This window comes from Psychrobacter sp. CLB018 (genome assembly GCF_041222815.1).
In the GTDB taxonomy this organism is placed as follows: Bacteria; Pseudomonadota; Gammaproteobacteria; order Pseudomonadales; family Moraxellaceae; genus Psychrobacter; species Psychrobacter faecalis.
On record NZ_CP166085.1, the window covers coordinates 2,874,265 to 2,897,872 of the forward strand.

Annotated in this window: 17 protein-coding genes; 8 read left to right on the top strand and 9 right to left on the bottom strand. The window is 44.6% G+C overall.

The window, feature by feature from the left end:
• Window positions 1-19 precede the first annotated feature (19 nt).
• From AB8P72_RS12220 to AB8P72_RS12230, 3 genes are all read right to left on the bottom strand, one after another.
• A complete protein-coding gene (locus AB8P72_RS12220; RefSeq protein ID WP_369957809.1) occupies window positions 20-922 on the bottom strand; it encodes an acyl-CoA thioesterase in 903 nt (300 codons plus the stop codon).
• Window positions 923-1,369: 447 nt separating this feature from the next.
• On the bottom strand, window positions 1,370-4,258 hold the full coding sequence (gene rapA, locus AB8P72_RS12225; RefSeq protein WP_198328996.1) for an RNA polymerase-associated protein RapA: 2,889 nt from the start codon (window positions 4,256-4,258) through the stop codon (window positions 1,370-1,372).
• Window positions 4,259-4,657: 399 nt separating this feature from the next.
• Complete coding sequence (locus AB8P72_RS12230) at window positions 4,658-5,872, bottom strand: IS256 family transposase (RefSeq protein WP_369957810.1); 1,215 nt, start codon at window positions 5,870-5,872, stop codon at window positions 4,658-4,660.
• 503 nt (window positions 5,873-6,375) lie between these two features.
• On the opposite strand from AB8P72_RS12230, the gene AB8P72_RS12235 reads away from it, so the two are divergent.
• The 4 genes from AB8P72_RS12235 (at window position 6,376) to AB8P72_RS12250 (ending at window position 11,769) form a co-directional block, all read left to right on the top strand.
• A complete protein-coding gene (locus tag AB8P72_RS12235; protein WP_369957811.1) occupies window positions 6,376-8,688 on the top strand; it encodes an ATP-binding protein in 2,313 nt (770 codons plus the stop codon).
• Window positions 8,689-8,784: 96 nt separating this feature from the next.
• Window positions 8,785-9,747, top strand: coding sequence for a response regulator (locus AB8P72_RS12240; RefSeq protein WP_198329208.1), 963 nt, complete (start codon window positions 8,785-8,787; stop codon window positions 9,745-9,747).
• A 330-nt stretch (window positions 9,748-10,077) separates the two neighbouring features.
• Window positions 10,078-10,779, top strand: coding sequence for an IS1 family transposase (locus tag AB8P72_RS12245; RefSeq protein ID WP_369957812.1), 702 nt, complete (start codon window positions 10,078-10,080; stop codon window positions 10,777-10,779).
• Between the two features lie 54 nt (window positions 10,780-10,833).
• Window positions 10,834-11,769, top strand: coding sequence for a D-2-hydroxyacid dehydrogenase (locus AB8P72_RS12250; protein ID WP_369957813.1), 936 nt, complete (start codon window positions 10,834-10,836; stop codon window positions 11,767-11,769).
• A 20-nt stretch (window positions 11,770-11,789) separates the two neighbouring features.
• Here AB8P72_RS12250 and AB8P72_RS12255 read toward each other — a convergent pair whose 3' ends face one another.
• Window positions 11,790-13,292 (bottom strand): flavin-containing monooxygenase, encoded by a 1,503-nt coding sequence (locus AB8P72_RS12255; RefSeq protein ID WP_369958296.1) that lies wholly within the window; start codon window positions 13,290-13,292, stop codon window positions 11,790-11,792.
• Window positions 13,293-13,499: 207 nt separating this feature from the next.
• A complete protein-coding gene (locus AB8P72_RS12260) occupies window positions 13,500-14,213 on the bottom strand; it encodes an RluA family pseudouridine synthase (RefSeq protein WP_198328954.1) in 714 nt (237 codons plus the stop codon).
• Between the two features lie 371 nt (window positions 14,214-14,584).
• On the opposite strand from AB8P72_RS12260, the gene trxA reads away from it, so the two are divergent.
• The 3 genes from trxA to AB8P72_RS12275 all read left to right on the top strand — a co-directional run bounded on the left by trxA (window position 14,585) and on the right by AB8P72_RS12275 (window position 17,292).
• Window positions 14,585-14,911 carry a thioredoxin gene (gene trxA, locus AB8P72_RS12265; protein WP_068403703.1) on the top strand — a complete coding sequence of 109 codons (327 nt, stop codon included), beginning with the start codon at window positions 14,585-14,587 and terminating at the stop codon, window positions 14,909-14,911.
• 573 nt (window positions 14,912-15,484) lie between these two features.
• Window positions 15,485-16,753: a transcription termination factor Rho gene (gene rho, locus AB8P72_RS12270; protein WP_068403707.1), complete on the top strand. Its 1,269-nt coding sequence runs from the start codon at window positions 15,485-15,487 to the stop codon at window positions 16,751-16,753.
• Window positions 16,754-17,046: 293 nt separating this feature from the next.
• Window positions 17,047-17,292, top strand: a complete 246-nt coding sequence (locus AB8P72_RS12275; protein ID WP_068403710.1) for a hypothetical protein — start codon at window positions 17,047-17,049, stop codon at window positions 17,290-17,292.
• A gap of 202 nt (window positions 17,293-17,494) precedes the next feature.
• On the opposite strand, the gene AB8P72_RS12280 is transcribed toward AB8P72_RS12275, so the two are convergent.
• The gene (locus AB8P72_RS12280; RefSeq protein WP_144297669.1) at window positions 17,495-18,379 is read right to left on the bottom strand and encodes a neutral zinc metallopeptidase; all 885 of its coding nucleotides are present in this window, start codon (window positions 18,377-18,379) and stop codon (window positions 17,495-17,497) included.
• 495 nt (window positions 18,380-18,874) lie between these two features.
• Between AB8P72_RS12280 and AB8P72_RS12285 the strand changes: the two genes are divergently transcribed.
• Complete coding sequence (locus tag AB8P72_RS12285) at window positions 18,875-19,231, top strand: hypothetical protein (protein ID WP_198328953.1); 357 nt, start codon at window positions 18,875-18,877, stop codon at window positions 19,229-19,231.
• Window positions 19,232-19,418: 187 nt separating this feature from the next.
• On the opposite strand, the gene AB8P72_RS12290 is transcribed toward AB8P72_RS12285, so the two are convergent.
• From AB8P72_RS12290 to pheS, 3 genes are all read right to left on the bottom strand, one after another.
• A complete protein-coding gene (locus tag AB8P72_RS12290; RefSeq protein WP_011281249.1) occupies window positions 19,419-19,718 on the bottom strand; it encodes an integration host factor subunit alpha in 300 nt (99 codons plus the stop codon).
• 248 nt (window positions 19,719-19,966) lie between these two features.
• Window positions 19,967-22,381, bottom strand: a complete 2,415-nt coding sequence (gene pheT, locus AB8P72_RS12295; RefSeq protein WP_369957814.1) for a phenylalanine--tRNA ligase subunit beta — start codon at window positions 22,379-22,381, stop codon at window positions 19,967-19,969.
• Window positions 22,382-22,449: 68 nt separating this feature from the next.
• A complete protein-coding gene (gene pheS / locus AB8P72_RS12300; protein ID WP_068403765.1) occupies window positions 22,450-23,505 on the bottom strand; it encodes a phenylalanine--tRNA ligase subunit alpha in 1,056 nt (351 codons plus the stop codon).
• Window positions 23,506-23,608: the final 103 nt, after the last annotated feature.

A 23,608-nucleotide genomic window follows, 5' to 3' on the forward strand; every position in this document is an offset into this window, starting at 1 on the left:
TTTATAACCTACAAAAAACTTAAGATTTGGGCACCCGCAAGCGCATCAAGCCTTCTTGTTGTACCGTCGCTACCAATCGACCATCTTGCCAAAACTGACCGTGATTTAAGCCTTTGGCATTAGATGTGGTGTCGCTCCACATGTCATATAGCAGCCAATTATTTAAATTAAAATCACGATGAAAATGCATCGAGTGATCAATACTCGCCGCTTGCAAGCCACTGGTCATAAAGCTGACCCCATGTGACATCAGCCCCGTACCGACCAAGTAAAAATCAGACGAAAACGCCAATAGTGCTTGCTGAATGGCCACAGGCTGCTTGCCAAGCTCACGGATACGCAGCCAGTTTGCTTGCTTGGGTTTCATCGGTTCTGGATGAATCGGATCACGCGGCTTAATCGGTTTAATCTCGACATGACGATGACGCATAAAGCGCGCTTTTAGGGCATCAGGAACCTTTCCAACATACTGCTCTTTTAAATCTTGCTCATCAAGCAAGTCTTCTGGCGGCGGATACACGGGCATATCTTCTTGATATTCCAAACCCTCTTCCATCGGTGAAAACGAAGCAATCATCGAAAATATCACTTGCTCGACAGGCGCTTTACCGCGCACTTCTTTATACTGAATTGCCGTGACTTCACGCGCTGACAGACTGCGACCATCACGCAGGCGGCGTACTTGGTAAATCACCGGCTGATTGATATCGCCACCGCGCAAAAAATAACCATGCAACGAATGACAAGGTTTGTCTTTATCGAGCGTATGCGATGCGGCCATAATTGCTTGCGCCAGCACTTGCCCGCCAAAAATACGACTGCCCACATAATCGTGGCTTTTACCTTCAAAAACATCAGGGCTGACTTCGATAAGCGCGACGGTAGCGAGCAGCTCATCGATCAGTTGCGGATAATCAGACATGACGATAGGTTTCCTTATTTTGATCAATCACGCCAAGCATTGAGATATAAGCACTCAAGGGTCAAGCGTATCAATACGATAGGCTTAAGCCAATGCGGCGTTTTAATTTAAAATAATATGTATAGTAGGTTCATTTTAAAACTGTTATGGCACGACTATTATAGTTTGCGATAAACACCCACATAACGCTGAGAACGCCAAATAAATAGCTAGTAAAATGATTAGCAATCACTCATTATAAAGCGAAAAGCCAATCATCTTAGCGAATATTAAAGATTTTGACTAGGCAGTCGCCGCCTTACGAGTCGGTTTAACGCTTTATTAGCTTAACAATAATGAGCAAGTAATTATCTAAACAAGTAGCTATCTAAACAAGCAGCATCTAAGCTCACAAACATAAATAAAAAACGAGATGATGAGACACCTCGCTTTTTATTTAACTTTATATTATGGCTTTACAGCGACCAACACGCGAATAGAGTCTGGAACCAGCGATAAATTGCCTAGTGCTTGCTCACCTTGGGCTTTTAGCTGCTCTAGACGCTCAATCTCTTCTGGGCGCACGTTAGGATTGATGGTTTGCAAATGCTTTAGGCGTTTGATTTCACGTGACCACTGTTGGCTAAAGCGCGCGCTTGCTTGTTCACCAATGTCTTCTAGCTGTTGACGGGCAATATCTTCGGCTTCATAATAACGCTGCTCAATCACATCGCCACGTACCTTAATCACTTGGCGGGCGCGGTTTTTATCCAAGCGCTCAATATGCGGCATAATCATATCGCTGCTAATACGCGCGGATAAATCACTGCCCTGCTCACTGATAAACACACGAATATTTTGCGTCGGCAGGGTTGCAGGCAGATTAAGCAATCTTGGCGCAATCGCTTCAACGCGAAAATTCACTTCTAGCATCACCATACCTTGTGGAACGGCGACACTCTTTAGCATCGCAACGGTGGTATTCCCAAAAGTGCTGGTACTTGCTAGCTCATAAATCGCGCGCATCAATGGATGCTCATGGGTGATAAATTCGATATCTTCACGCTGCAGCGCTTGCTTGCGCTCAAAGGTCAGCGTCATACCATCCTCATCACCGAGCGGCAGACCGTCGATATAATCGCTAATTTCCGTGCTATCAATCGGCGCAATCACCCATGAGCCATCACGCTGGATATTGTGGTCGATATTGGCGGAAGCAAAAAAGCGCTCGATAAATTGCGGCAATAGATTGTGTTTATCAAAATCATGCATGGCATCGGCAATACGCCCAGCAACGCGCGGACGGCATGAGTTGTACTCAAGCAAGCGATCGCGACCGGCTTGTAGCTGTGCTTCTAGTCCCAAGCGCGTTTGCTGTGCTTCTTCGATAATCTCCTGCAAAGTGGTGCGGTTAGCGTCGGTATCCGCGCCTTCAAGCATCGGCTTTAGCTCTTGGATATATTGCTCTTGTACGCTTTGCGCCGTTGGAGAAATCTGATTAAACATATTGAGCGCGTCGTTATACCAGCGGTACAGTCGCTCTTGCGCCGTCCCTTGTACATACGGTACGTGCAGCATAATTTGCTGTGTCTGCCCGATACGGTCTAGGCGACCGATACGCTGCTCTAACGTATCTGGATTGGCAGGCAGGTCCCACAATATCAGCTGGCTTGCAAACTGGAAGTTACGACCTTCCGAACCAATCTCTGAGCAGAGTAATATCTGTGCGCCCTCTGAGTCAGCAAAAAACGCCGCCGCTTGGTCACGCTCAAGTAAGGTCATCTGCTCGGTAAAGATGGCGGTTTTAATACCAGCATGCAGACGTAAGACGGCTTCTAAACTTTCGACCGTCGCACCACTCCGCGCAATCAGCAGCACTTTTTTATGCTTAAGCTCACCTTTTAAGATATCAATCAACCACGGCACCCGCGGGTCATCTTCTAGCCAACCACCATCGGGTTGATTTTCTTCGCCCCAAAGTTGTTCGCGCAATTTACCCTTGGTTTGATAGCTATCGACCCATGCTGCAGGTAGCGGCAATGGATACGGCTGGCTGCTACGCCCGTAGAAGCCTTTGACGCTTTCACGGGTATTACGGAATAAAATACGTCCCGTACCATGACGGTCAAGGAGTTCATTGAGCGCATAAGTACGCAGTTTTTCGTCGTCATTAATGTTTGCCAATTCATCGATACTAATAGAAAGCAAATGACTTAATGCCGTGATTTGACCGTTGCTTAACGGTTTATCTTCGATTAAGACACTGGCAACGGCGGCAGTTTCGGCAAAAGCTTCTTGGCTATCGATAAATTCATCAAGGTCATCAAAGCGATCAGGGTCAAGCAAACGCAGACGGGCAAAGTGACTTTGGGCGCCAAGCTGCTCTGGCGTTGCAGTCAACAACATGACGCCCGGTGTTTCTTCGGCAAAGTCAGCAATGAGGTCATATTTATCATTGCCGCCTTGCGCTTCATCCCAATGCAGGTGATGCGCTTCATCGACGACCAATAAATCAAAGCCCGCTTCCATCGCTTGGTCATACAAATCAGGATGATCGAGCAATAAGTCCATACCAGCAATGATACATTGCTCGGTCGTAAAGACGTTTTGCTCAGGGTCGTGCTCCTTAATCGCAGCGGTACGTACCAAATCAAACAAGGCAAAGTTTAGGTTAAAACGGCGACGCAGCTCAATCATCCATTGATACTGCAAACTGTCTGGGACAAGAATTAGGACGCGCTCAGCTTTGCCAGTCAGTAGCTGCTGATGAATAATCAAACCCGCTTCAATGGTTTTACCCAAGCCAACTTCGTCAGCAAGCAAGACACGCGGTGCTATACGTTTGCCAACTTCATGGGCGATATACAGCTGATGCTCAATAATATCGACGCGCGCGCCCATCAAACCTTTGAGCGGGTGACCCGCTAGCGCTGATTGCATACGCAGAATATCTTGGCGCAGCTCATACCAATCGCCACGCTCAATACGACCAGCCAGCAAACGCTCAAGCGGCTTAGCCAAGGTAATATTGGCCGCCAAACGGGTTTCCATAATGCCTTTTTCATGCTCATCAACACTGTATTTGAGCACGCCCATCACTTCTTCGACAGCTGTCACCGTAAAGGTATTACCGGCTTGGTCAGAAATGCTATCGCCTTCTTTGAACACCACGCGCGATAACGGCGCAGAATTTTTGGCGTAGACGCGCGTCTCTTCACTTTGCGGAAATAGGATATGCACACAGCGATCATCGACGTCGATGACCACACCCAAGCCAAGCTCAGACTCCGTATCAGATAAATAACGTTGACCAACGGCAAATTCGGTGCTGTGCAATGAAGCGATAGAGATAGTCATAAGGCGATGTCTTTTGTACTCAGATGATAAGAAAATAGATAGTTAATGAATCAGGCCGCAATCACACAAACAATCACACAAGGATTTAGTCAATTAATAGCTCAAACTCATTAATAAGTTGCTGGTCATTGAAGCTATCAGCAACGCCCAACTTGTCAGCTAGGTCGATGGATAAAACAGACCATTATATAACGTTAGCGCCTAGATGAGTGCGTTAAGTTGACTTTTCAAGAGCAGTTTTTGGCAAGATTATTGCAATTGTTTGGCAAGATTATTGCAATACTGAGCTTAAGTAACTTTTTAGAAATCAATATATAACGACTCACAAGTAAAGAAAAACGTTCGCTAGTAGGCGCTAAACATTGTTAGAGACCATCCCGAATTCTGTGTAACTGCCATTTAGATTAAATGCTTACTGATACGGTCATCAAACATAATCATAAAACGATTCAGAGCAGACGTCCAGTTACGGATTGGCATCGACCACCTTGACGACGCCTGCTGGGTGGCTAAGTACACCACTTTGAATGCTGCCTGATCAGATGGGAACACCTTACGCTTATTCACCGCTGTCCGAATCACGCTGTTTAATGACTCAATAGCATTGGTGGTATAGATGGCTTTTCTGATATCTTTCGGATACTCAAAGAACACCGTTAAGCCCTCCCAGTTATTACGCCAAGACTTGATGACATGCGGATACTTATCGTCCCACACCTGATCGAATGACTCAAGATTGGCCTCTGCCATCTCAAGCGTATCAGCGCCGTAGATGGCTTTTAAATCAGCCGCTATTGCCTTCTTATCTGTCCAAGGTACAAACTTCATTGAGTAACGCAGCATGTGTACGATACACAGCTGAACCTGAGCGTTGGGATAAACGGTGTTAATGGCATCAGGGAAGCCCTTTAAGCCGTCGACACAGGCAATGAGGATATCTTGCACCCCGCGGTTTTGCAGTTCAGTGAGAACCCCTAGCCAGAACTTAGCGCCTTCATTCTCTGAGAGCCACATACCAAGCAGCTCTTTTTTGCCGTCAAGTCCCACGCCTAGCGCCAGATAGATCGCCTTGTTGATGATCTGCTTGTCTTGACGTACTTTAACGACAATGCAGTCTAAATAGACAATAGGATAAACACTGCTTAACGGCCGGTTCTGCCAAGCGGTGATGTCCTCTAATATGTTATCGGTGACTCTTGAGACAAGAGAGCTTGAAATGTCGACGTCATAGAGCTCTTTAATGCTCTCTACAATCTCGGTGGTGGTTTGACCCTTGGCGTAAAGGAATATGATTTTATCATCGAGACCTGAGATACGGGTTTGATGCTTACTGACGAGTACAGGCTCAAAGCTGCCACCGCGGTCTCTTGGGGTGGATATCTCAAAATCGCCTGTGTCGCTACGGACGGTCTTTTTAGTGTGCCCGTTGCGCTTATTAGGCTTGTCTGCTTTTTCATGCCTGGGGTATCCAAGATGGTCTTCCATCTCAGCTTCTAAGGCAGTGTCGATAAAAGATTGCATGAGCTGCTTTTGAAAGTCTTTGATGTCATCAAAGCTGTTCATGCTACCAGCCATTTGCTCGGCCAGTTTTTTAAGGTCAGATTGAGTAGTCATTGCTTATTCTCCTGTTAGTGGATTATAAGCAGTTACACAGAGTTTGGGAAACTCCCCATTGTTATCATAAAATTGTTTCTATATTGTTAATATATGCAATTTAACATTTCTTATTGTTATTGAATCTATGTTAATCATTATCACTTTTTAAGTTTCCCGAATTATACAGAGAAGCTAATTAAAAAAACCTTAGCTAATAAGTCTTAAAACACAAAAATTTGTCAGTCCCCTACTTAATACCGTCCTCTCTGAGACCGTTAAGTAAGCCAAATAGTGTTTTTTATAGTCGTTTAAGTTATGAATTATCTGTGGATTATTTAATATTAGTTATATGTATAGATATTTAACTGATTGAAAATATTAAAAATTTTGCCCTAATACTCAAATCCCATTTTCGTAAGGCTTACGTATCACCACATCATCGATTGCTTGCAGCAAATAGCATCGGTAGTCTGTATCAACAGTCTGCTTTGTGGTTACGTTTATCCAAGGACAATCCCCTCATGAGTGCCTCCAAAAAAGTTGGCTTTTTTAACCAAGTCAGTACCCAGGTGACGACCATTCTATTTATTGCGTTTGCGGTCGTACTAGCGGTTGTTGTTTATGTTGTTGATAAAGAAGGTTATGAAAAAATTCGCCTTGAATCCGCAAAACTGGTCGCTGAGCGTGGTAATACCGCGGTCAATAGTATCTCAGCCGATATCAATCGCGTGATGCGTAGTGCCCTGTTATTGCAGCAAAGCGCGCAAACTTTGCCGCCACAAGAAGCAATTTTGCAAGCCAGTACCGCCAATGCTTTTGATAAGCGCGATTATAACTTATTAGGTAGTGGCGGCATTTGGCCGGAAAAAGGCGCACTGGGCGCCAATACCGCCACCCATCCATTTTTGATGGTGCGTCAAAACGGCGATTATCAAGCGGTACTCAGCGACCCAAATCCTGCCAATCCTTATTATCAAGAAGACTGGTTTAGCGTTTTGAAATTGCTCAAACCTGAAAGCTGTATATGGAACCATGTACGCGCCAGCCAAACCAAAGGCGAGCTGGCAATGAGTTGCGGTGTCGCCATCGAGCGTGACAACCAGTTCTGGGGTGCCAGTACCGTCAACTTTACCCTCAATCAGCTACAAGAAAACATCGTTAAACTCAGCGAAAGCTCGGGATCAGGTTATATTTTACTGCTCGATAACAGTGACAAAGTTATCGCCTCCTCTAATCCTGAGCGCTTAAACTATATCGACGAAAAAACCGGTACACCGCTTGATATCAAGCAAGTAATCAACGCTGACCCTGCTTGGAATCCGGTACTAAACTTCTTGGAGACGCAGCGTAACGAAACCATCGAGCGCGTTGCCGCTAGCGTATCGCCGCAAGTTCAGCAGGTATTGACCACGCTTGATAAAGCCGAAACCGGTACGTCAAAAGGCTATTATCTCGTCAACTACGCCGCTTATCTAAATAACGGTGAAAATAAGCAAAACGCGATGGACAGCCGCTTATTGCAGAGCTTTGAGTTGGAAAAAGACAGCTACTATAACGGCAGCCAAGCGTACGTATTTGAGATTCCTGAGACTTATTGGAAACTTATCGTCGTCCAGCCTGATGCTGAAATTAACGCCATCGCTGACAATCTAAGTAAGAATCTGATTAACTGGATTGCCCTCGCGCTACTTATCACCGCGGGTTTGATTTACTTTATGCTCACTTATTTAGCGTTTAAACCATTAAAAGAAACCACCGATAAAATCTCGCAAGCGGAAAACCTGATTAACGATAAGCAATACAATAAGCTAAGCGAGGTTAAATTCGCCGAAGGTCGCAACGAGATTGGGCTGGTAAACGGCTCTATTAATGACCTCCTAGACCGTATCCAATCTAACGAAGGTAAGCTTGCCAATATCAACCAGCAGCTAGAGATTAAAGTTGAAGAGCGTACCGCTGAGCTACAAGAGACGCTAAAAGAGCTGAAAAACTCTCAGCTGCAATTGATTCGTTCAGAAAAAATGGCAACGTTAGGTCAAATGGTCGCAGGTGTTGCTCATGAGGTCAATACACCACTGTCTTATGTGCAAAACAACCTTGAGATTATCGGTCAGTTGACTGAGCAATACGAAGAGTTGATTGAGTTGGTACAAGGGTTAAAAGCCGTTAAAACTGACGCCGCTACTGATGGCAAAATTGACAAACTATTGGCTGATATCGTCCGTGCGTCGGATGAAATCCAAGAAGATGATTTGTCCACTGAGCTTAAAGAGCTAATTAAAGACTCTCTCTTTGGCGTCGAGCAAATCACCGAGATGGTACTAAACTTACGTAACTTTGCCCGTCTTGATGAGTCAAAAGTGAAAACCATCGATGTGCGCGAATGTATCGAAGCGTCATTGAAAATCGCTGGCAACTCTATCAGACATCAAGAAATTGTCACTGATTTTGCGCCGACCCCTGAGATTAAATGCTCGCCGTCACAGATTAACCAAGTCTTGGTGAACTTGCTTAATAACGCCGCGCAAGCCATGGGCGAAAAACCGGATGGCAAAATCGAAGTGCGCACGCGTTCTGATGAGCGCAATGTCTATATCGATGTCAGCGACAATGGTAAAGGCATGAGCGCCGAGGTGCTTAACCAAATCTTTGAACCGTTCTTTACCACCAAAGGCGCGGGCGAAGGTACAGGTCTTGGGATGGCGATTAGTCAGCAGATTATGGAGCAGCATAATGGCGACATTAAAGCGGTCTCAACCGAAGGCGTTGGTACCACCTTTACCTTAACGCTACCGATTGATAATGATTTAACTGAACAAAGCCTAGCAGCGTAAGCGCTAGGTTCTGTTGTTCGTTTTGTTGTGAGCTCAATTGCTATTTAAATGATTGTATAAAGCTATCGTATTATTATTCATCATAAGGATATCATCATGAATGAATTTGACCATGAAATGGAAACCTCTGGTGCTGAGCTAGGGTCTGGACCAAAACCGAAGTTGGCGTTTATCGACGATGAACAACGTATTTTACGTTCGATGAAACTGCTGTTTCGTAAAACACATGACGTGTTTATCACCACTGACCCGACTGAATATATCGACTATATCAAAAATAACCATGTACACGTGGCGGTCAGCGACCAACGTATGCCCGAGCGCGTGGGTGTCGATATCTTGCGTGAAGTCAAAGAAGTGTCGCCATCTACCATGCGGATTTTATTGACCGGTTACGCTGATTTGAACGCTATTATTGGCTCTATTAACGATGGTGAGATTTATCGTTATTTGACCAAACCTTGTAAATCTGAGGAGCTACTTGCGGTCGTCGGTCGCGCCACCGAAATCGCGTTGACTTATACTCCAGATGAGGACGCGGAGCAATTTGATAGCTCGGGTAAAAAGCAGACACTGTTGGTCATCGATGAAACCGACGAGCTGATTGAACAAATAAGCAAGCAATTCTCGCACAGCTATAGAGTCCTGCACGCTGAAGGCTTGGAAGAAGCTTACGATTATTTAGCCAATGAAGATATCGGCGTGTGTATTACCGACATCAATGTCAGTGGCGAAAACATCGCGCCGATTATCTTTACCTTAAAGCAAGATGCGCCGCACTTAGTGGTCTTGGTACAGACAGAATTTCAGGATGCAGGTTTGCTCATTGATTTGATTAATAAAGGTCAGGTTTATCGCTGCTTACCTAAGCCCATGCGTGCTAGCCTGCTTGAGATTAGCGTCAACCGTGCTTTTCAGCATCATGCAAAACTCAAAGCCAGCCCTGAGTTGGTCAAACGTTATGAAGTCGAGCACGACCCTGAAAACGATGTACGTATTGATTTAAGCAGTCGCGTACGTAGTCTGATTGGCAAATTGCGCAAGCGTTTTTCTTTATAAGCGTTTTTCTTTATAAGCGTTTTTCTTTATAAGCGTTTTTCTTTATAAGCTTAGGAACGATATAAGCACAAAAATAACTGTCCCATAAAATAAAACCTCTATTTCAATTGAAGTAGAGGTTTTTTACTGCACGCTTTTCGATGGGGTTTTTGACGCATTTTTTGACTAAGTGCGGCAACGTGCTACATTAAGCCAATAACTCTATCAGCCTATTTAAAATGCAAGACCATTTAAAACGTCATCTATTTAAAATATCGGTGGTGTGTCAGAAAGTATGCTGAGGAGATGAAAGGAAGGTGACAGCCAAAGCAAGATGATATATTTGAGGTTATGAAGACACAAATAGATATCATATGCCCCGACTGTCACAGCTCCAGTTTTTCGATACACGGCAAAAAAAGCTATGGCAAGCAGAACTACCAGTGTAAGGACTGCAAACGTCAATTCATTGGCGACCATGCCTTAACTTATCATGGCTGTCACTCTAAAATAGAAGACATCATACGGCTAATGACGGTTAGAGGTTGCGGCGTCAGAGACATAGCCGTTATAGCCTCTATTAGTATTGGTAAAGTGCTTAGCACCATAGGCTCATCGGTCTATAAGATTACACCTAAAAAGCGCTATTATGAACGCTTAGAGATTGATGAGTTTTGGACTTACGTGTATCGCAAAAAGCGTAAAGTTTGGCTTATTTATGCTTATGACCGCGCTACCAATGAGATTGTTGCTTATGTTTGGGGCAAACGTGACCTGAAAACAGCTAAGAAGCTAAGAGCCCGTCTTAAACAACTGAAAGTCAGCTATGGTTCTATTAGCATGGATAACTGGGATAGCTTTACAACCGCATTCAAGCCTGACAAGAAACAAATCGGCAAGCAGCATACGGTAGGCATAGAAGGTAATAACTGTCGCCTTAGACACCGATTGCGACGAGCCGTTCGAAAGACCTGTTGCTTCTCAAAGAAGTTTGATAACCACTTTAAGGTGTTTGATTTGGTATTCTTCTATGTCAATTATGGCTATGTCTGATGCCAGCATACTTTTTAGAACACCACCAAAATAACAATGAGATAAGGAAACATCATGCAAGCGGTTTTTTTAGACAAGGGTACTTTTTCTGACAATGTCGACTTACCAGCACCTGCTGGCGTGACTGACTACATTACTTACGACGATACACCTCAAGAGCTGATTATTGAGCGCTGTCAAAATGCCGATATTATCTTTACCAATAAAGTCCAAATCAGCGCTGACGTCATTGCCAATCTGCCTAAGCTTAAGCTTATCCAACTGACCGCCACAGGTATGAACAACGTCGATCAAGATACCTGTGCTAAGCACAATGTTGCGCTATATAACGTCGCTGGTTACGCGGTCAAAAGCGTGCCCGAGCATACCTTTATGCTGATGCTAACGGCCATGCGCGCAGGCATCCATTATCATGAAAAAGTTGCGGACGGTACGTGGCAAGATAACGGTAATTTCTGCTTGCTCGATATTCCGCTGATAGATTTGGAAGATAAGACGCTTGGTATTATTGGTGTTGGCACTATCGGTAAACGCGTCACCGACATCGCCCGCGCTTTTGGCATGACAGTATTGTGGACGGAGCATCAAGGGCGTGCGCCGCGTAATGAGGATTATACGGCGTTCGATGAGGTACTGGCGCAGTCTGATGTACTGAGCTTACATTGTCCATTAAACGAGCAAACCCAGCACTTAATTAATAAAGACACCTTAGCAAAAATGGCTAAACAGCCACTGATTGTCAATGTCGCCCGCGGCGGTATTGTCGATAGCCAAGCGCTGACCGATGCCATTAACAACGAGCAAATTATTGGTTATGCCACCGATGTATTTGAGCAAGAGCCGATTGTCAAAGACGACCCTTTATTAACCCTTGCTAAGCATCCGCGGGTGATATTTAGTCCGCATAACGCCTGGGGCAGCAAAAGTGCGCAAGAAACCTTGTGGCAAATCTTAAGCAAACAAGTCTCAGAATTTATCGATAAGCATTAAAAGACAACCACTAATAACACTTAACGACTAAAGCGTAACCAATCGTCTTTTACTTTACGGTATTTAAGCATCACGCGGTCACTCAGATAATTATTGGTCACCCGCCAAGGATAAACATCGCCTTGTTTCGGTAATTCGTGTTGCGCGCGCTGCACGTAGCCTGCCGATAGCGCGCCCATGACCGTATCTGGCTGCGTATGCGCCTCGCTATGCGCAGTTTTTGCGTGTGGCACTGCCACCTGATAACCGTGCTTATGCATATGGTTGAGCAAGCGCAGCACATACTGACAAGCCAAATCGATTTTCAGCGTCCACGACGCATTGGTATAACCAAATAGCGCCACCATATTTGGCACGCCTTCAATCATCACCGCCTTATACGTCATGCGTTTGCCAATATCAATTGCCTGTCCATCGATATATAGTTTCGCGCCGCCAAGCATTTGCAGCTTTAGCCCCGTTGCGGTCACAACAATATCAGCGTCAAGGTGTTTGCCAGAGTCAAGCATGATGCCAGTTTTGGTAAAGTGGCTGATTTGATCAGTCACGACGGCAGCGCGCTTGCCATGTAATGCCTTAAACAAATCGCTGTCTGGCACCGCACAAAGCCGCTCATCCCACGGATTATAAGTAGGCATAAAATGCGCAATATCAACTCCGCTGCCCTTTAACTCGGTTTTCACGCCACGTTTTAATAAGGCTTTTATCACCTTGGGCGCAAACACCGCCGCTCGATACGTCCCTTGTTGCATCAACACATTACGCGCGCGCAGTAGCTTATAAGCTTGCGTTTTTGATAACGGCGAAAATTTACCTGCCAGCCAATCAAGCGCATAATCATCGCCCGGCACACTTGCCACATAGGTTGGCGAGCGTTGTAGCATAGTAACGTGCTGCGCGCATTGCTCGCCCGCTTCATCGACCATGGCAGGCAATAGCGTCATCGCTGTCGCCCCACTGCCGATTATGACGACTTTTTTATCGTCATAATTCACATTTTGCCAATGCTGCGGATGAATGATTTCACCTTGGAAATCTGCTTCGTTTTCAAAAATAGGACGATAACCTTGCTCATAATCATAGTAGCCTGTAGCACCGACGACAAACTTTGCCGTTAAGGCAAATACCTCGCCGCTTACATGGTTTTTTACCGTTGCCGTCCACTGTTGGTTATGGCTTGACCAAGACAGTTGCTGCACCTCATGCTGATAGCGGATATGTTCAGTGATACCAAAATCGCGCGCCGTATCAGCAATATAGTTTTTAATATCACCGCCTTTTGCCAATACTCGATGGTCCAACCACGGACGAAAGCTATAGCCAAAGGTCAAAGCATCAGAGTCGGAACGAATACCAGGATAAGTAAACAAATCCCACGTACCGCCCAAATCCGCGCGTTTTTCTAATACCATAAAGCGCTGGCTAGTTTTTTGCCGCTTTCTTGTTGCTCGCTGTTTTAAGCGACTCGAGCTTTTTTGCCCAAACAGCGCTTTATGCTTTTGCTGCTGCAATCGACATGCCATACCGATACCGGCAATACCAGCGCCGATGATAAGTACTTCACAATCGACGGGCGTCTTTGATGACGATGATTTAGGTTTAAAGCGCTGTTTAAGCGTCTGTTTAGCGGTATTGATATCAAGCATAATACGATCCTTGTTTTTGCATGATTGATTTAAAAAAAGCTATTTAAAATGGGCTGATTAAAAAAGTTTGTTAAAGAGGAATGGCTAAAAAGGGCATGGACTTTCCCAATCCATCCACGCACCAAGGGTCGGATGTTTTAGGCGCAATTGCTGGGCATGTAAATTCAGCCTCGGCGCAATCGTTAAGGCGTCACCTTCGGCATAAATTGGGTCGCCAATCATCACATGACCGACGTGCACCATATGCACGCGCAGCTGATGACTGCGTCCGGTCACAGGCTTTAACAGCACGCGCGTGACGGCCTGACCGTTGCATTCTTCATGCGCCAATACTTCATACAGTGTCAACGCATGCTTTGACCAATTATGGTCAACGATATGCCGCGGTTTGGTCGTGGGCTCATAGCGCACTGGCACTGATATCTCGCCTTTGGCACCGACATGCTGCCACTCCCCAAAGACGCGCGCTTGATAGCTTTTTTGTGGCAGCCGGTCGATGAATTGCTTACTAATATGGCTTTGCGCGGCGGCATTTTTGGCAAAAATTAGTAGCCCTGAAGTATCCATATCTAGACGATGAATCAATTTTACCGCCGGATTGGCGCGCTCAAGTCGTGCCAACAAACTCACCTTAAGGCTTTTACCATCGACGCTTAACAGTCCGGCGGGCTTATCAACAACCCAAATGTCATCGTCTTCATAGACGGTAATGTCTTGGGCAAATTTTTGAAAAAACGCAAGAGGATAGGCATTTTCTTGAGCGTTTAAGGCATCTATTGCTTCATCGGTAAAAGGCATAAAAATGGGCTACTTATATCAAAAGGTTGGTGGTTTAAAAATAGATTATTCTAATAAGGCAATAAATGATATTAGGGTTTAGAAATATTAACGGCGCTACACGGTAAACATGCTAGATGTAGAATAATACCCGCAAGAGATTAGGGTGACAGATAAAACATAACCTGTGTCATTATGTGTCGATTTATTGTGCTAATAGTAATTGTTAAACAATTTAACCCGCCTGCATCTGCCAACTTTGAGCAAACATGTTAATATAATGGCAGATTTTCACCACCTCCCAACCATTCTTTAACCACTCATCGCTCGAATATGACAGCCGTATTGTATGATGACTGGTGATAGAAATAATAAAACAAGAGAGATAAATTATGTCAGACCTTATTGTTAATACCACTGATGCAAACTTCGACCAAGACGTCCTACAATCTGATATGCCAGTCCTAGTAGACTTTTGGGCAACTTGGTGTGGTCCCTGTAAAGCCATCGCGCCTATTTTAGAAGATTTGGCGAGCGAGTACCAAGGTAAAGTTAAAATCGTTAAAGTCGACGTCGATAACAACCCGCAAGCAGCGAGCCGTTTTGGTATCCGCAACATCCCGACACTATTTGTTTTTAAAGATGGCGAAAAAGTCGACTCAGTCATGGGCTTACAGCCAAAAGCTGAACTTGCTAAAGTATTAGATAAACATCTATAAATACGGTTAATAAATGCCAATTAATAATCGCTAAAAGGCGTTTGTTAAAAATAGCGTTTCTAAAGAATGCGCTATGCTGTTTATAAAGTTCGTATTGAAAAAGCCATTATCTTTTTGAGCTAATGGCTTTTTTGCTGCTTTTCTGAGCAAAAAGCTGGATATTATAGCTTTTTTGGCAAAAATTATTGACAAGGCTGTCTTGAACGCCGTATAGTCTGCTGACAAGAGAAAACTAATCATTTTCCTAAGTGTCTTGTCGCTATTCTCCTCGTGTTTATCAACAAAAACACAATCGTCATTATAAAACACCACTACTGAACGCAATGACTAAACACAATTACTGATATTGAGTTTTTGACGCAGACTCTTATGTAGACTTCTTTATCTTCACTTTTTATAAACGTACCTGACTGTCTTGCAAGGCGCTTATAAGCTGGCATGTAAAACAAATCCTACATAAACCCCAAGCCCTGTGTATATACCCTCTATCGCCCTACACCCTTTGTTTAATCCTTGTCGTGATTTGTGCTGCTAATGGCATCTCTCATCTGATCAACTGCTAATGACCTATCTATGAATCTTACTGAACTAAAGAAAAAATCAATCGCTGAGCTATTGGCCATCGCCAAAGAAATGGGCCTTGATAATATGGCGCGTAGCCGTAAACAAGACATTATCTTTGCTATCTTAAAAACCCATGCCCGTAACGGCGAAGCCATCTACGGCGACGGCGTGCTTGAGGTACTTCCTGATGGTTTTGGCTTTTTACGCTCATCAGAGGGCTCTTATTTAGCAGGTCCTGACGACATTTATGTCAGTCCGAGCCAAATTCGCCGTTTTAGTCTCAAGACAGGCGACAGTATCGCGGGCACCATTCGTCCGCCAAAGGATTCTGAGCGTTATTTTGCGCTACTAAAGGTTGGCGAAATCAACTTTGATACCCCAGATCGCTCGCGTCATAAGCTGATTTTTGAGAACTTAACGCCATTATTTCCAACTGAGCAATTAAAGCTAGAGCTTGGTAATGGCACCACTGAAGATTTGACTGGTCGTATCATCGACCTGATTGCCCCGATTGGTAAAGGACAGCGCTCGATTATCGTTGCACCGCCAAAAGCCGGTAAAACCATGCTCTTGCAATCTATTGCTCAGTCTATCACCCGTAATAATCCTGAATGCTACCTTATCGTCTTGCTCATTGATGAGCGTCCAGAAGAAGTAACCGAAATGGAGCGCACCGTGCGCGGCGAAGTCGTTGCCTCAACCTTTGATGAGCCCCCGCAGCGTCATGTTCAAGTCGCCGAAATGGTCATCGAAAAAGCCAAACGTCTGGTCGAACATAAGCAAGACGTGGTCATTTTACTTGATTCTATCACCCGTCTTGCCCGTGCTTACAACACCGTCATCCCATCATCGGGTAAAGTATTGACCGGTGGTTTGGATGCCAACGCGTTAGAACGTCCAAAACGCTTTTTCGGCGCGGCGCGTAACGTCGAAGAAGGCGGCAGCTTAACCATTATTGCCAGTGCCTTGATTGATACCGGTAGTAAAATGGACAGTGTTATCTTTGAAGAGTTTAAAGGCACGGGTAACCAAGAAATCACCCTTGAGCGTGACTTGGCCGAAAAACGCGTCTTCCCTGCGATTAATATCAAAAAATCTGGCACCCGCCGCGAAGAGCGCCTACTTGATGAAGATAAACTACGTAAAGTTTGGATATTGCGTAAACTGTTACAACCGATGGATGGTGTCCAAGCGACTGAGTTTTTGCTTGATCGTTTAAAAGAAGCCAAAACCAACGATGAATTCTTTGAGCAAATGAAACGTAAATCACAAAATTAGATCGTTAGCTAGATTGCTAGATTAAAAAAGGCCACTTTATGTGGTCTTTTTGGTTTTGCAATTACGCAATTGCAAAAAACAGTTAGCGGACTATCATTATAAATACAATAACTATAAGCAAAACCCCTACCAATGATACAGCGAAGTAACATAATTTACCGTATATTTGCAAAGCTTAGCGTTTCTACTACGGCTTGATAGAGACAAACAAGCTATTATTAAAAGTAGTACAGACATATTTAGATACATCCTGTATATTGGATTTCAAATTTGACAACTTAATAGGTGATACCATGAAATTTGCTAAAACTTTTGCACTAACTGCGATTGCAAGCTCAGCTTTGATGATGGGCGGTTGTGCTAACAATGGTTATGGTTATAACAGCGGCTTGAGCAACACTGCTAAAGGCGCAACTGCTGGTGCAGCGGCTGGCGCACTTCTTAAAAGTGGCGGCAATAGTAAAGACATCGCTCGCGGTGCAATCGGCGGCGCAGCAATCGGCGGCGCAGGTGCTTATATCCTTGACCAAACTCGTTAATCACTATTCGTTAGCTATGTTTAAATCATTATCTTAATTAAGATGATGGATTATATGAGTCTTTTAAAAAGATAGCTGACTATTAAAAAGTTAGCAAGAAAAAAGCCTGCAATGGATTTGCAGGCTTTTTTACGTTTATAGGGTAAGCAAAACCTAAATACTCCTATAACGCAACACGAACTTTATAACGTACCACTAAACTCTATAGCGCGCCGCTAAAAGTATCGCATGCTTGCACATTACCGCTCTCTAAACCACGGGTAAACCACTGCACTCGCTGTTGACTGGTGCCATGAGTGAAGTTATCGGGTACCACAGCGCCGCCGCCGGCACGCGCTAAACGGTCATCACCGATTTGACTGGCTGCATTGATAGCTTCATCAATATCGCCCGCTTCTAAGAACTGTACGCGCTCCTGATTGCGCTGCGCCCAGACGCCTGCAAAACAATCGGCTTGTAACTCTTGCATGACGGATAACTTGTTAGCCTGCGCGCGTGTTACTTGACGACTGGCTTCATTGACTTGCTGAGTAATACCAAGCAAAGTCTGCACGTGGTGACCGACCTCATGAGAGATGACATAGGCTTGCGCAAAATCTCCCGCTTTACCTTGATTTTCGCTATCCCCTGAGCCTTGTTCATCGCCAGTAATGCCTAAACTTTGACGCATTTCTACAAAGAACGACGTATCCAAATACACCGTCTGATCGCCTGGGCAATAAAAAGGCCCTGTGGCGGCGCTGGCACTGCCGCAAGCTGAGCTGACCTGTCCATTAAATAAAATCAATGATGGCTCTTTATAAGTACTCCCCGCCTCGTTAAATATCTGATGCCAAACTTCTTCCGTATCCGCCAATACAACTTTTACAAAGCGAGTATCACGGTCGTCGCTAGTAGCAGGCTGGGTAGAAGTATTGCCGCCACCCGTAATCACTTGCCCCGTTTGCAAGGCGGTCATCGGATTGACTCCAAACACCAGCCATAAAATACCAGCAATGATAATACCGCCGATACCGCCACCAATCATTTTGCCGCCGCCACTGGTGGTGCGCACATTCGAGCTGCCACGTCTGTCTTGCCACTTCATAATGTTTCTCCTAAAAATCCAATAGCATGCCTATCACTATCGTAGTAAACCCTATTATTTGATTATTAATGTTATAAGATACATAACTCATTCCGTTGATTTTATATTCTAGCTTTCGAGCTTAATCGCTTCTATATTTTTGCTTTATTTTAATATCAATTTTATTGATAAATAGCCTATCAATAATCTCAAAACACTCTTAGAATCCTAAAGAGAATTCTTTTACCAAAAAAGCGCTAAAACGTCCTGATGTCATTGATTATACGTCGATTAATTTGGCATGTTGTATTAAAAAGTATATTAAATGAGCAAGTTAAAAGTTGATTTACAATTTTATTGTTACTTAATTGTACAACCTCTTTCCATGCAGAAAGAAATCATATAGAATGCGTGAAAGCTGAGTAGCTGTAATTAATACTAGTTGAATTCTGGGACATCTCGGAGATTCAACCTTTTTTGCTGCTACTGATCATTTCATTTTCCCGGAGAAACCCTATGAAACTTAAATTACTTGCTCTAGCTGGTATCATGACTGCAACTATGGGCCTTACTGCCTGTGATAGCAACAAAGAAAACGCTGCTGAAGATTTATCTGACGCGCAAGAAGAAGTGCAAGACGCTTCTGAAGAGCTAAACGAAGCTGCTGCTGAAGGCGAAGCGGTACCTGCAGAAGCTGAAGCTGCTGTAGCTGATGCTGAAGCTGACATCGCTGATGCACAAGCTACTACTGCTACTGACGAAGTTGATGCTGAAGTACCTGTAGATGGTACTACTACTAGCGTTGACGTAGCTAGCGAAACTCCAGCTGTTGACGCTGCTGATGAAGTTGTTGTTGAAGAACCAGCTCAGTAATTTTTATTTTTCATGATAAAAGTACTGCAGTAAAAAAGAGAGCCTATGCTCTCTTTTTTTATGTCTACTATTCATGTTTTATAAAAAGTAGTTTGATATAAAAGCGCCCCATAAAAAAATGATGGTTATCACAGTAATATATTCAATAGACTGTGATAACCATCATTTTTACTTACTACAAAGATTATTATTGGTCAAATAAACGCTCATCCACTTGCTGGCGAAATTTCTGTCCAGTTTTAAAGGTGACGACGCGGCGTGCTGACACGGCAACGGGCTCCCCTGTCTTTGGGTTGCGCCCAGGACGGCTATTTTTATCTTTAAGCTCAAAGTTGCCAAAGCCTGACAGCTTGACCTCTTTGCCATCAATCAAACTCTCTGACAACTCGTCAAAAAAATTCTCCACCAAACAGCGGCCTTCTTGGCGTGTCAGGTTAAGATGACTCATCAAATGCTCAATCATGTCAGATTTGGTTAAGGTGCTCACAGTACGACTCCTATGCTATGTCGTGATGTCGAATATCATGGTTTAGCGGTATGAGAATTAATGTTAGTTATTATAAAGGTTTTTTGTCCTCTTTTTCATAAAGTCTGCATGAAAATCCTTTATTAATAACCACTTAACTTTTTTATGAATGAAAATTTATCTAAGATAAACATTTTTATAAATAGCAAAACGCCATAGCCTCATTTATGCAGAGGCTATAGAGCGTTTTAGATGGTTATATCTTGGTTTTAGCTATCACGCAACTGAGCAGCGTGCTGTTCAGTTAGCGCCTGCACGACTTTATCTGTCGCCGTTTTTACTGCGTCATCAGATAAGGTCTGTGCTTTATCTTGCCATATTAAAGCAAACGCTAAAGAGCGCTGACCGGTCGGTACTTTGTCGCCTTGATACACATCAAATAACCATAAATCTGTCAGCAATTCACCAGCTGCAGCACGAATCGTCGCCTGCAAGGTCTGTAAGCTGATGTCACTATCGACTAAGATAGCGATATCGCGGCGTACGTGTGGGAACTTGCTTGGCGTGATGATAGCGTGCTGTTCACGTACCAAGGTTAATAATGGCGCCAGTGACAATTGCGCGACCCACGTCGCTGGCAAGTCTAGCTGTTTAGCGGTATTAGGATGGAGTTGACCCAACCAACCGACGTATACCTCATCGATATAAAGCTTGGCACTTTGACCCGGATGCAAGAAGGCAAGCGCACTACGCTCGTAGCGGATACGCGCACTGTCGATTTGCGCCGGTAATAACTGCTCAATATCATGCTTAAGATCATAAAAATCTAGTGCACGGTTTTGATACGCTTGCTCATCCCAAACATCGCCAACTGCGACTAACGCAATACTTGGCGTTTGTACCAGCTCGCTAATACTTTGACCGACAAAGCTTAAACCCGTTTCAAAGAAACGCACGCGCGGCTGCTGACGATTGAGGTTATATTGCACACAAGGCAATAAGCTTGATAGCAAAGTACGGCGCATCACCGCTAAGTCGCTAGAGATAGGATTGGCAAGAGCTAACACTTCTCCCAATGCTTTATCATCAAGCAAGGCTTCTATTTTTGCATCACTAAAGCTAAAGCTAATGGCTTCCATATAGCCATTATTGACCAAGGCCAGCTTCATCTCATGCGTCAAGTCCGCGGTGTCGTCATAATCCATGCTGACTTGCAAATGCGGCAAGACGCTTGGAATATTGTCATAACCGTAAATACGGGCAATCTCTTCAATCAAGTCTTCCTTAATGCTCATATCAAAGCGATACGATGGCGGCGTACAAATCAGCTTATCTGCTTGCTGCTCTACCTCAAAGCCTAATTGAGTCAAAATACGCACCATCACTGCTGGCTCAATCTCAATACCGATGACCTCATGGACTTTAGTAATTGGCAACGTAATCGGCGTACGTGCTGGCAAGTATTCGCTATTTTCTACTTTTACTATTTGCCCAGCTTGCGAGCCCGTGACACTGGTAATCAAATCAACAGCACGCGCTAGTGCTAACGCTGGCAATTCAAAATCGACACCACGCTCAAAACGTTGTGAGGCATCGGTATGCAAACCAAAACGGCGTGCGCGTGCAGCGATAGCTAATGGGTTAAAAAAGGCACTTTCTAGGACAATATTGGTGGTGCTATCAGTAACGCTACTACGCTGACCGCCCATAATTCCGGCAAGTGCCAATGCACTTTTATCATCGGCAATGACCAACTCATCACCCGTTAGAGTAATGGTTTGCTCATTTAATAAAGTAATGGTTTCAGTAGGCTGTGCCAAACGTACTACGATATCACCAACAATGGTATCGGCATCAAACGCATGTAGCGGTTGACCGAGTTCCATCAATACATAGTTGGTCACGTCAACCAAAAAGTTATGCGAGCGCAGTCCTGACTGTACGAGCGCATCTTGCATCCATTTTGGCGTATCGATACTACGATCAATGTTGCTGATTGATTGGAGTAAATAGCGTGGGCACGCTTCAACCGCACTTACCGTTACTGCGGGCGTAGCATTTTCAGTACCGTTAGCGTCAGTTGGCACGTTGGCAGGAATTGAAGGCTGCTGCATCGGCAAATCGTTAATGACTGATATCTCGCGCGCGATACCGCGTACGCTGAAGCAATCTCCACGGTTTGGGGTGATAGAGATATCCAGTATTTGATTGTCTAAACCTAAATACTCACGGATATCCATGCCAATAGGTGCATCAGCTGGCAATTCAAGCAGACCATCGATGCTATCGGTTAAATCAATTTCAGAAGCACCGCAAAGCATACCGTTAGAGTCGACACCGCGTAGGTTGCCATTTTTAATTGTAAAGCCTTCTGCGTCGTTAGATGGTAAAACGGCACCAACGGTCGCAACCGGCGCTTTCATACCAACCGTCACATTGGGCGCGCCGCAAACGATTTGTAACGGCTCAGCGGCACCAATATTGACCTGCGTGACGCGCAGTTTATCGGCATCGGGATGCTGCTCGACGCTGATTACCTCACCTACTACCACGCCGCTAAAAGCACGAGCAACCGCAAAGCGATCGTCAATCTCAAGCCCTGCCATTGTAAGCTGTTCGGCCAATTGCTCACTGCTATTGTTGGGGTTTACCCATTGACGTAGCCACTGTTCGCTAATTTTCATAAATATCTCGGATCAGAATTTTATAATAAAGATTTTAGAATAAAGGGTGACGTATTAATAACGACCATCTAGCCAAACTGTTTTAAGAAGCGTACGTCGTTTTGGAAAAACAGGCGCAAATCATCGATACCGTAATACAGCATGGCAAAGCGCTCGATACCCATGCCAAAAGCAAAGCCGGTGTATTTTTCGCTATCAATACCGCAATTGGTCAGCACCTGTGGGTGTACCATGCCGCAGCCCATGACTTCAAGCCATTTACCATTATCATCGAGAATATCGACTTCAGCAGAAGGCTCGGTAAATGGGAAGAATGAGGGACGGAAACGCACGGTCAGCTCTTTGGCAAAAAATGCTTCTAAGAATTCACTAATCAAGCCTTTTAGCTCGGCAAAGGTGCTCGACTCAGTAACCATCAAGCCTTCTAGCTGATGGAACATCGGCGAATGGGTTTGATCTGAGTCATTACGATAGACGCGGCCTGGGCAAATAATACGAATCGGCGGCTCATTCTTTTCCATGGTGCGAATTTGCACGGGGCTGGTATGGGTACGCAGTAAATAATGCGCATCAAAATAGAAGGTATCGTGCATCGCCCGTGCTGGATGATGCGATGGGATATTTAGCGCTTCAAAATTATAGTAATCGCTCTCAACTTCAGGGCCAGTGGCGACATTAAAACCCGCTTGGATAAAATACTGCTGCATACGCTGGGTAATCATGGTCACGGGATGCAAATGGCCTTTTTGACCACCGCGCGCAGGCAAGGTGATATCAATGCTCTCGCTGGCAAGCTTGGCGTTTAATGCCGCCACTTCTAGCTCTTGCTGCTGCGCGGTCAACGCATCTTGAATGCGGCTACGCACTTGATGTAACCAGCCGCCGTAAGTTTTTTTGTCATCGCTGCCAAGCTTACCCATCTGCTTTGACCAGCCGGTTAATGGACTCTTTTTACCGGTCAGTTGCACACGTAAATCTTGCAGGGCGCGCACATCGGTTACTTGTAGAACTAACGCTTCAGCAGCACTGGCAAACTCATTTAACTGGGCTTCGTTTAACTCGCTGAGCTCGGTGGACAAGGTCGGTAGCGCCGACAAATCGGTGGTAGCAGCAGGGGTAGTCATAAGACGCATTCTTCCTGATTTAAACGGACTATTAATAATAGTGATTTATAATTGTAGGGATTTGACCAAATATTGCAAACCATTTACCCACTCATTTTCAACC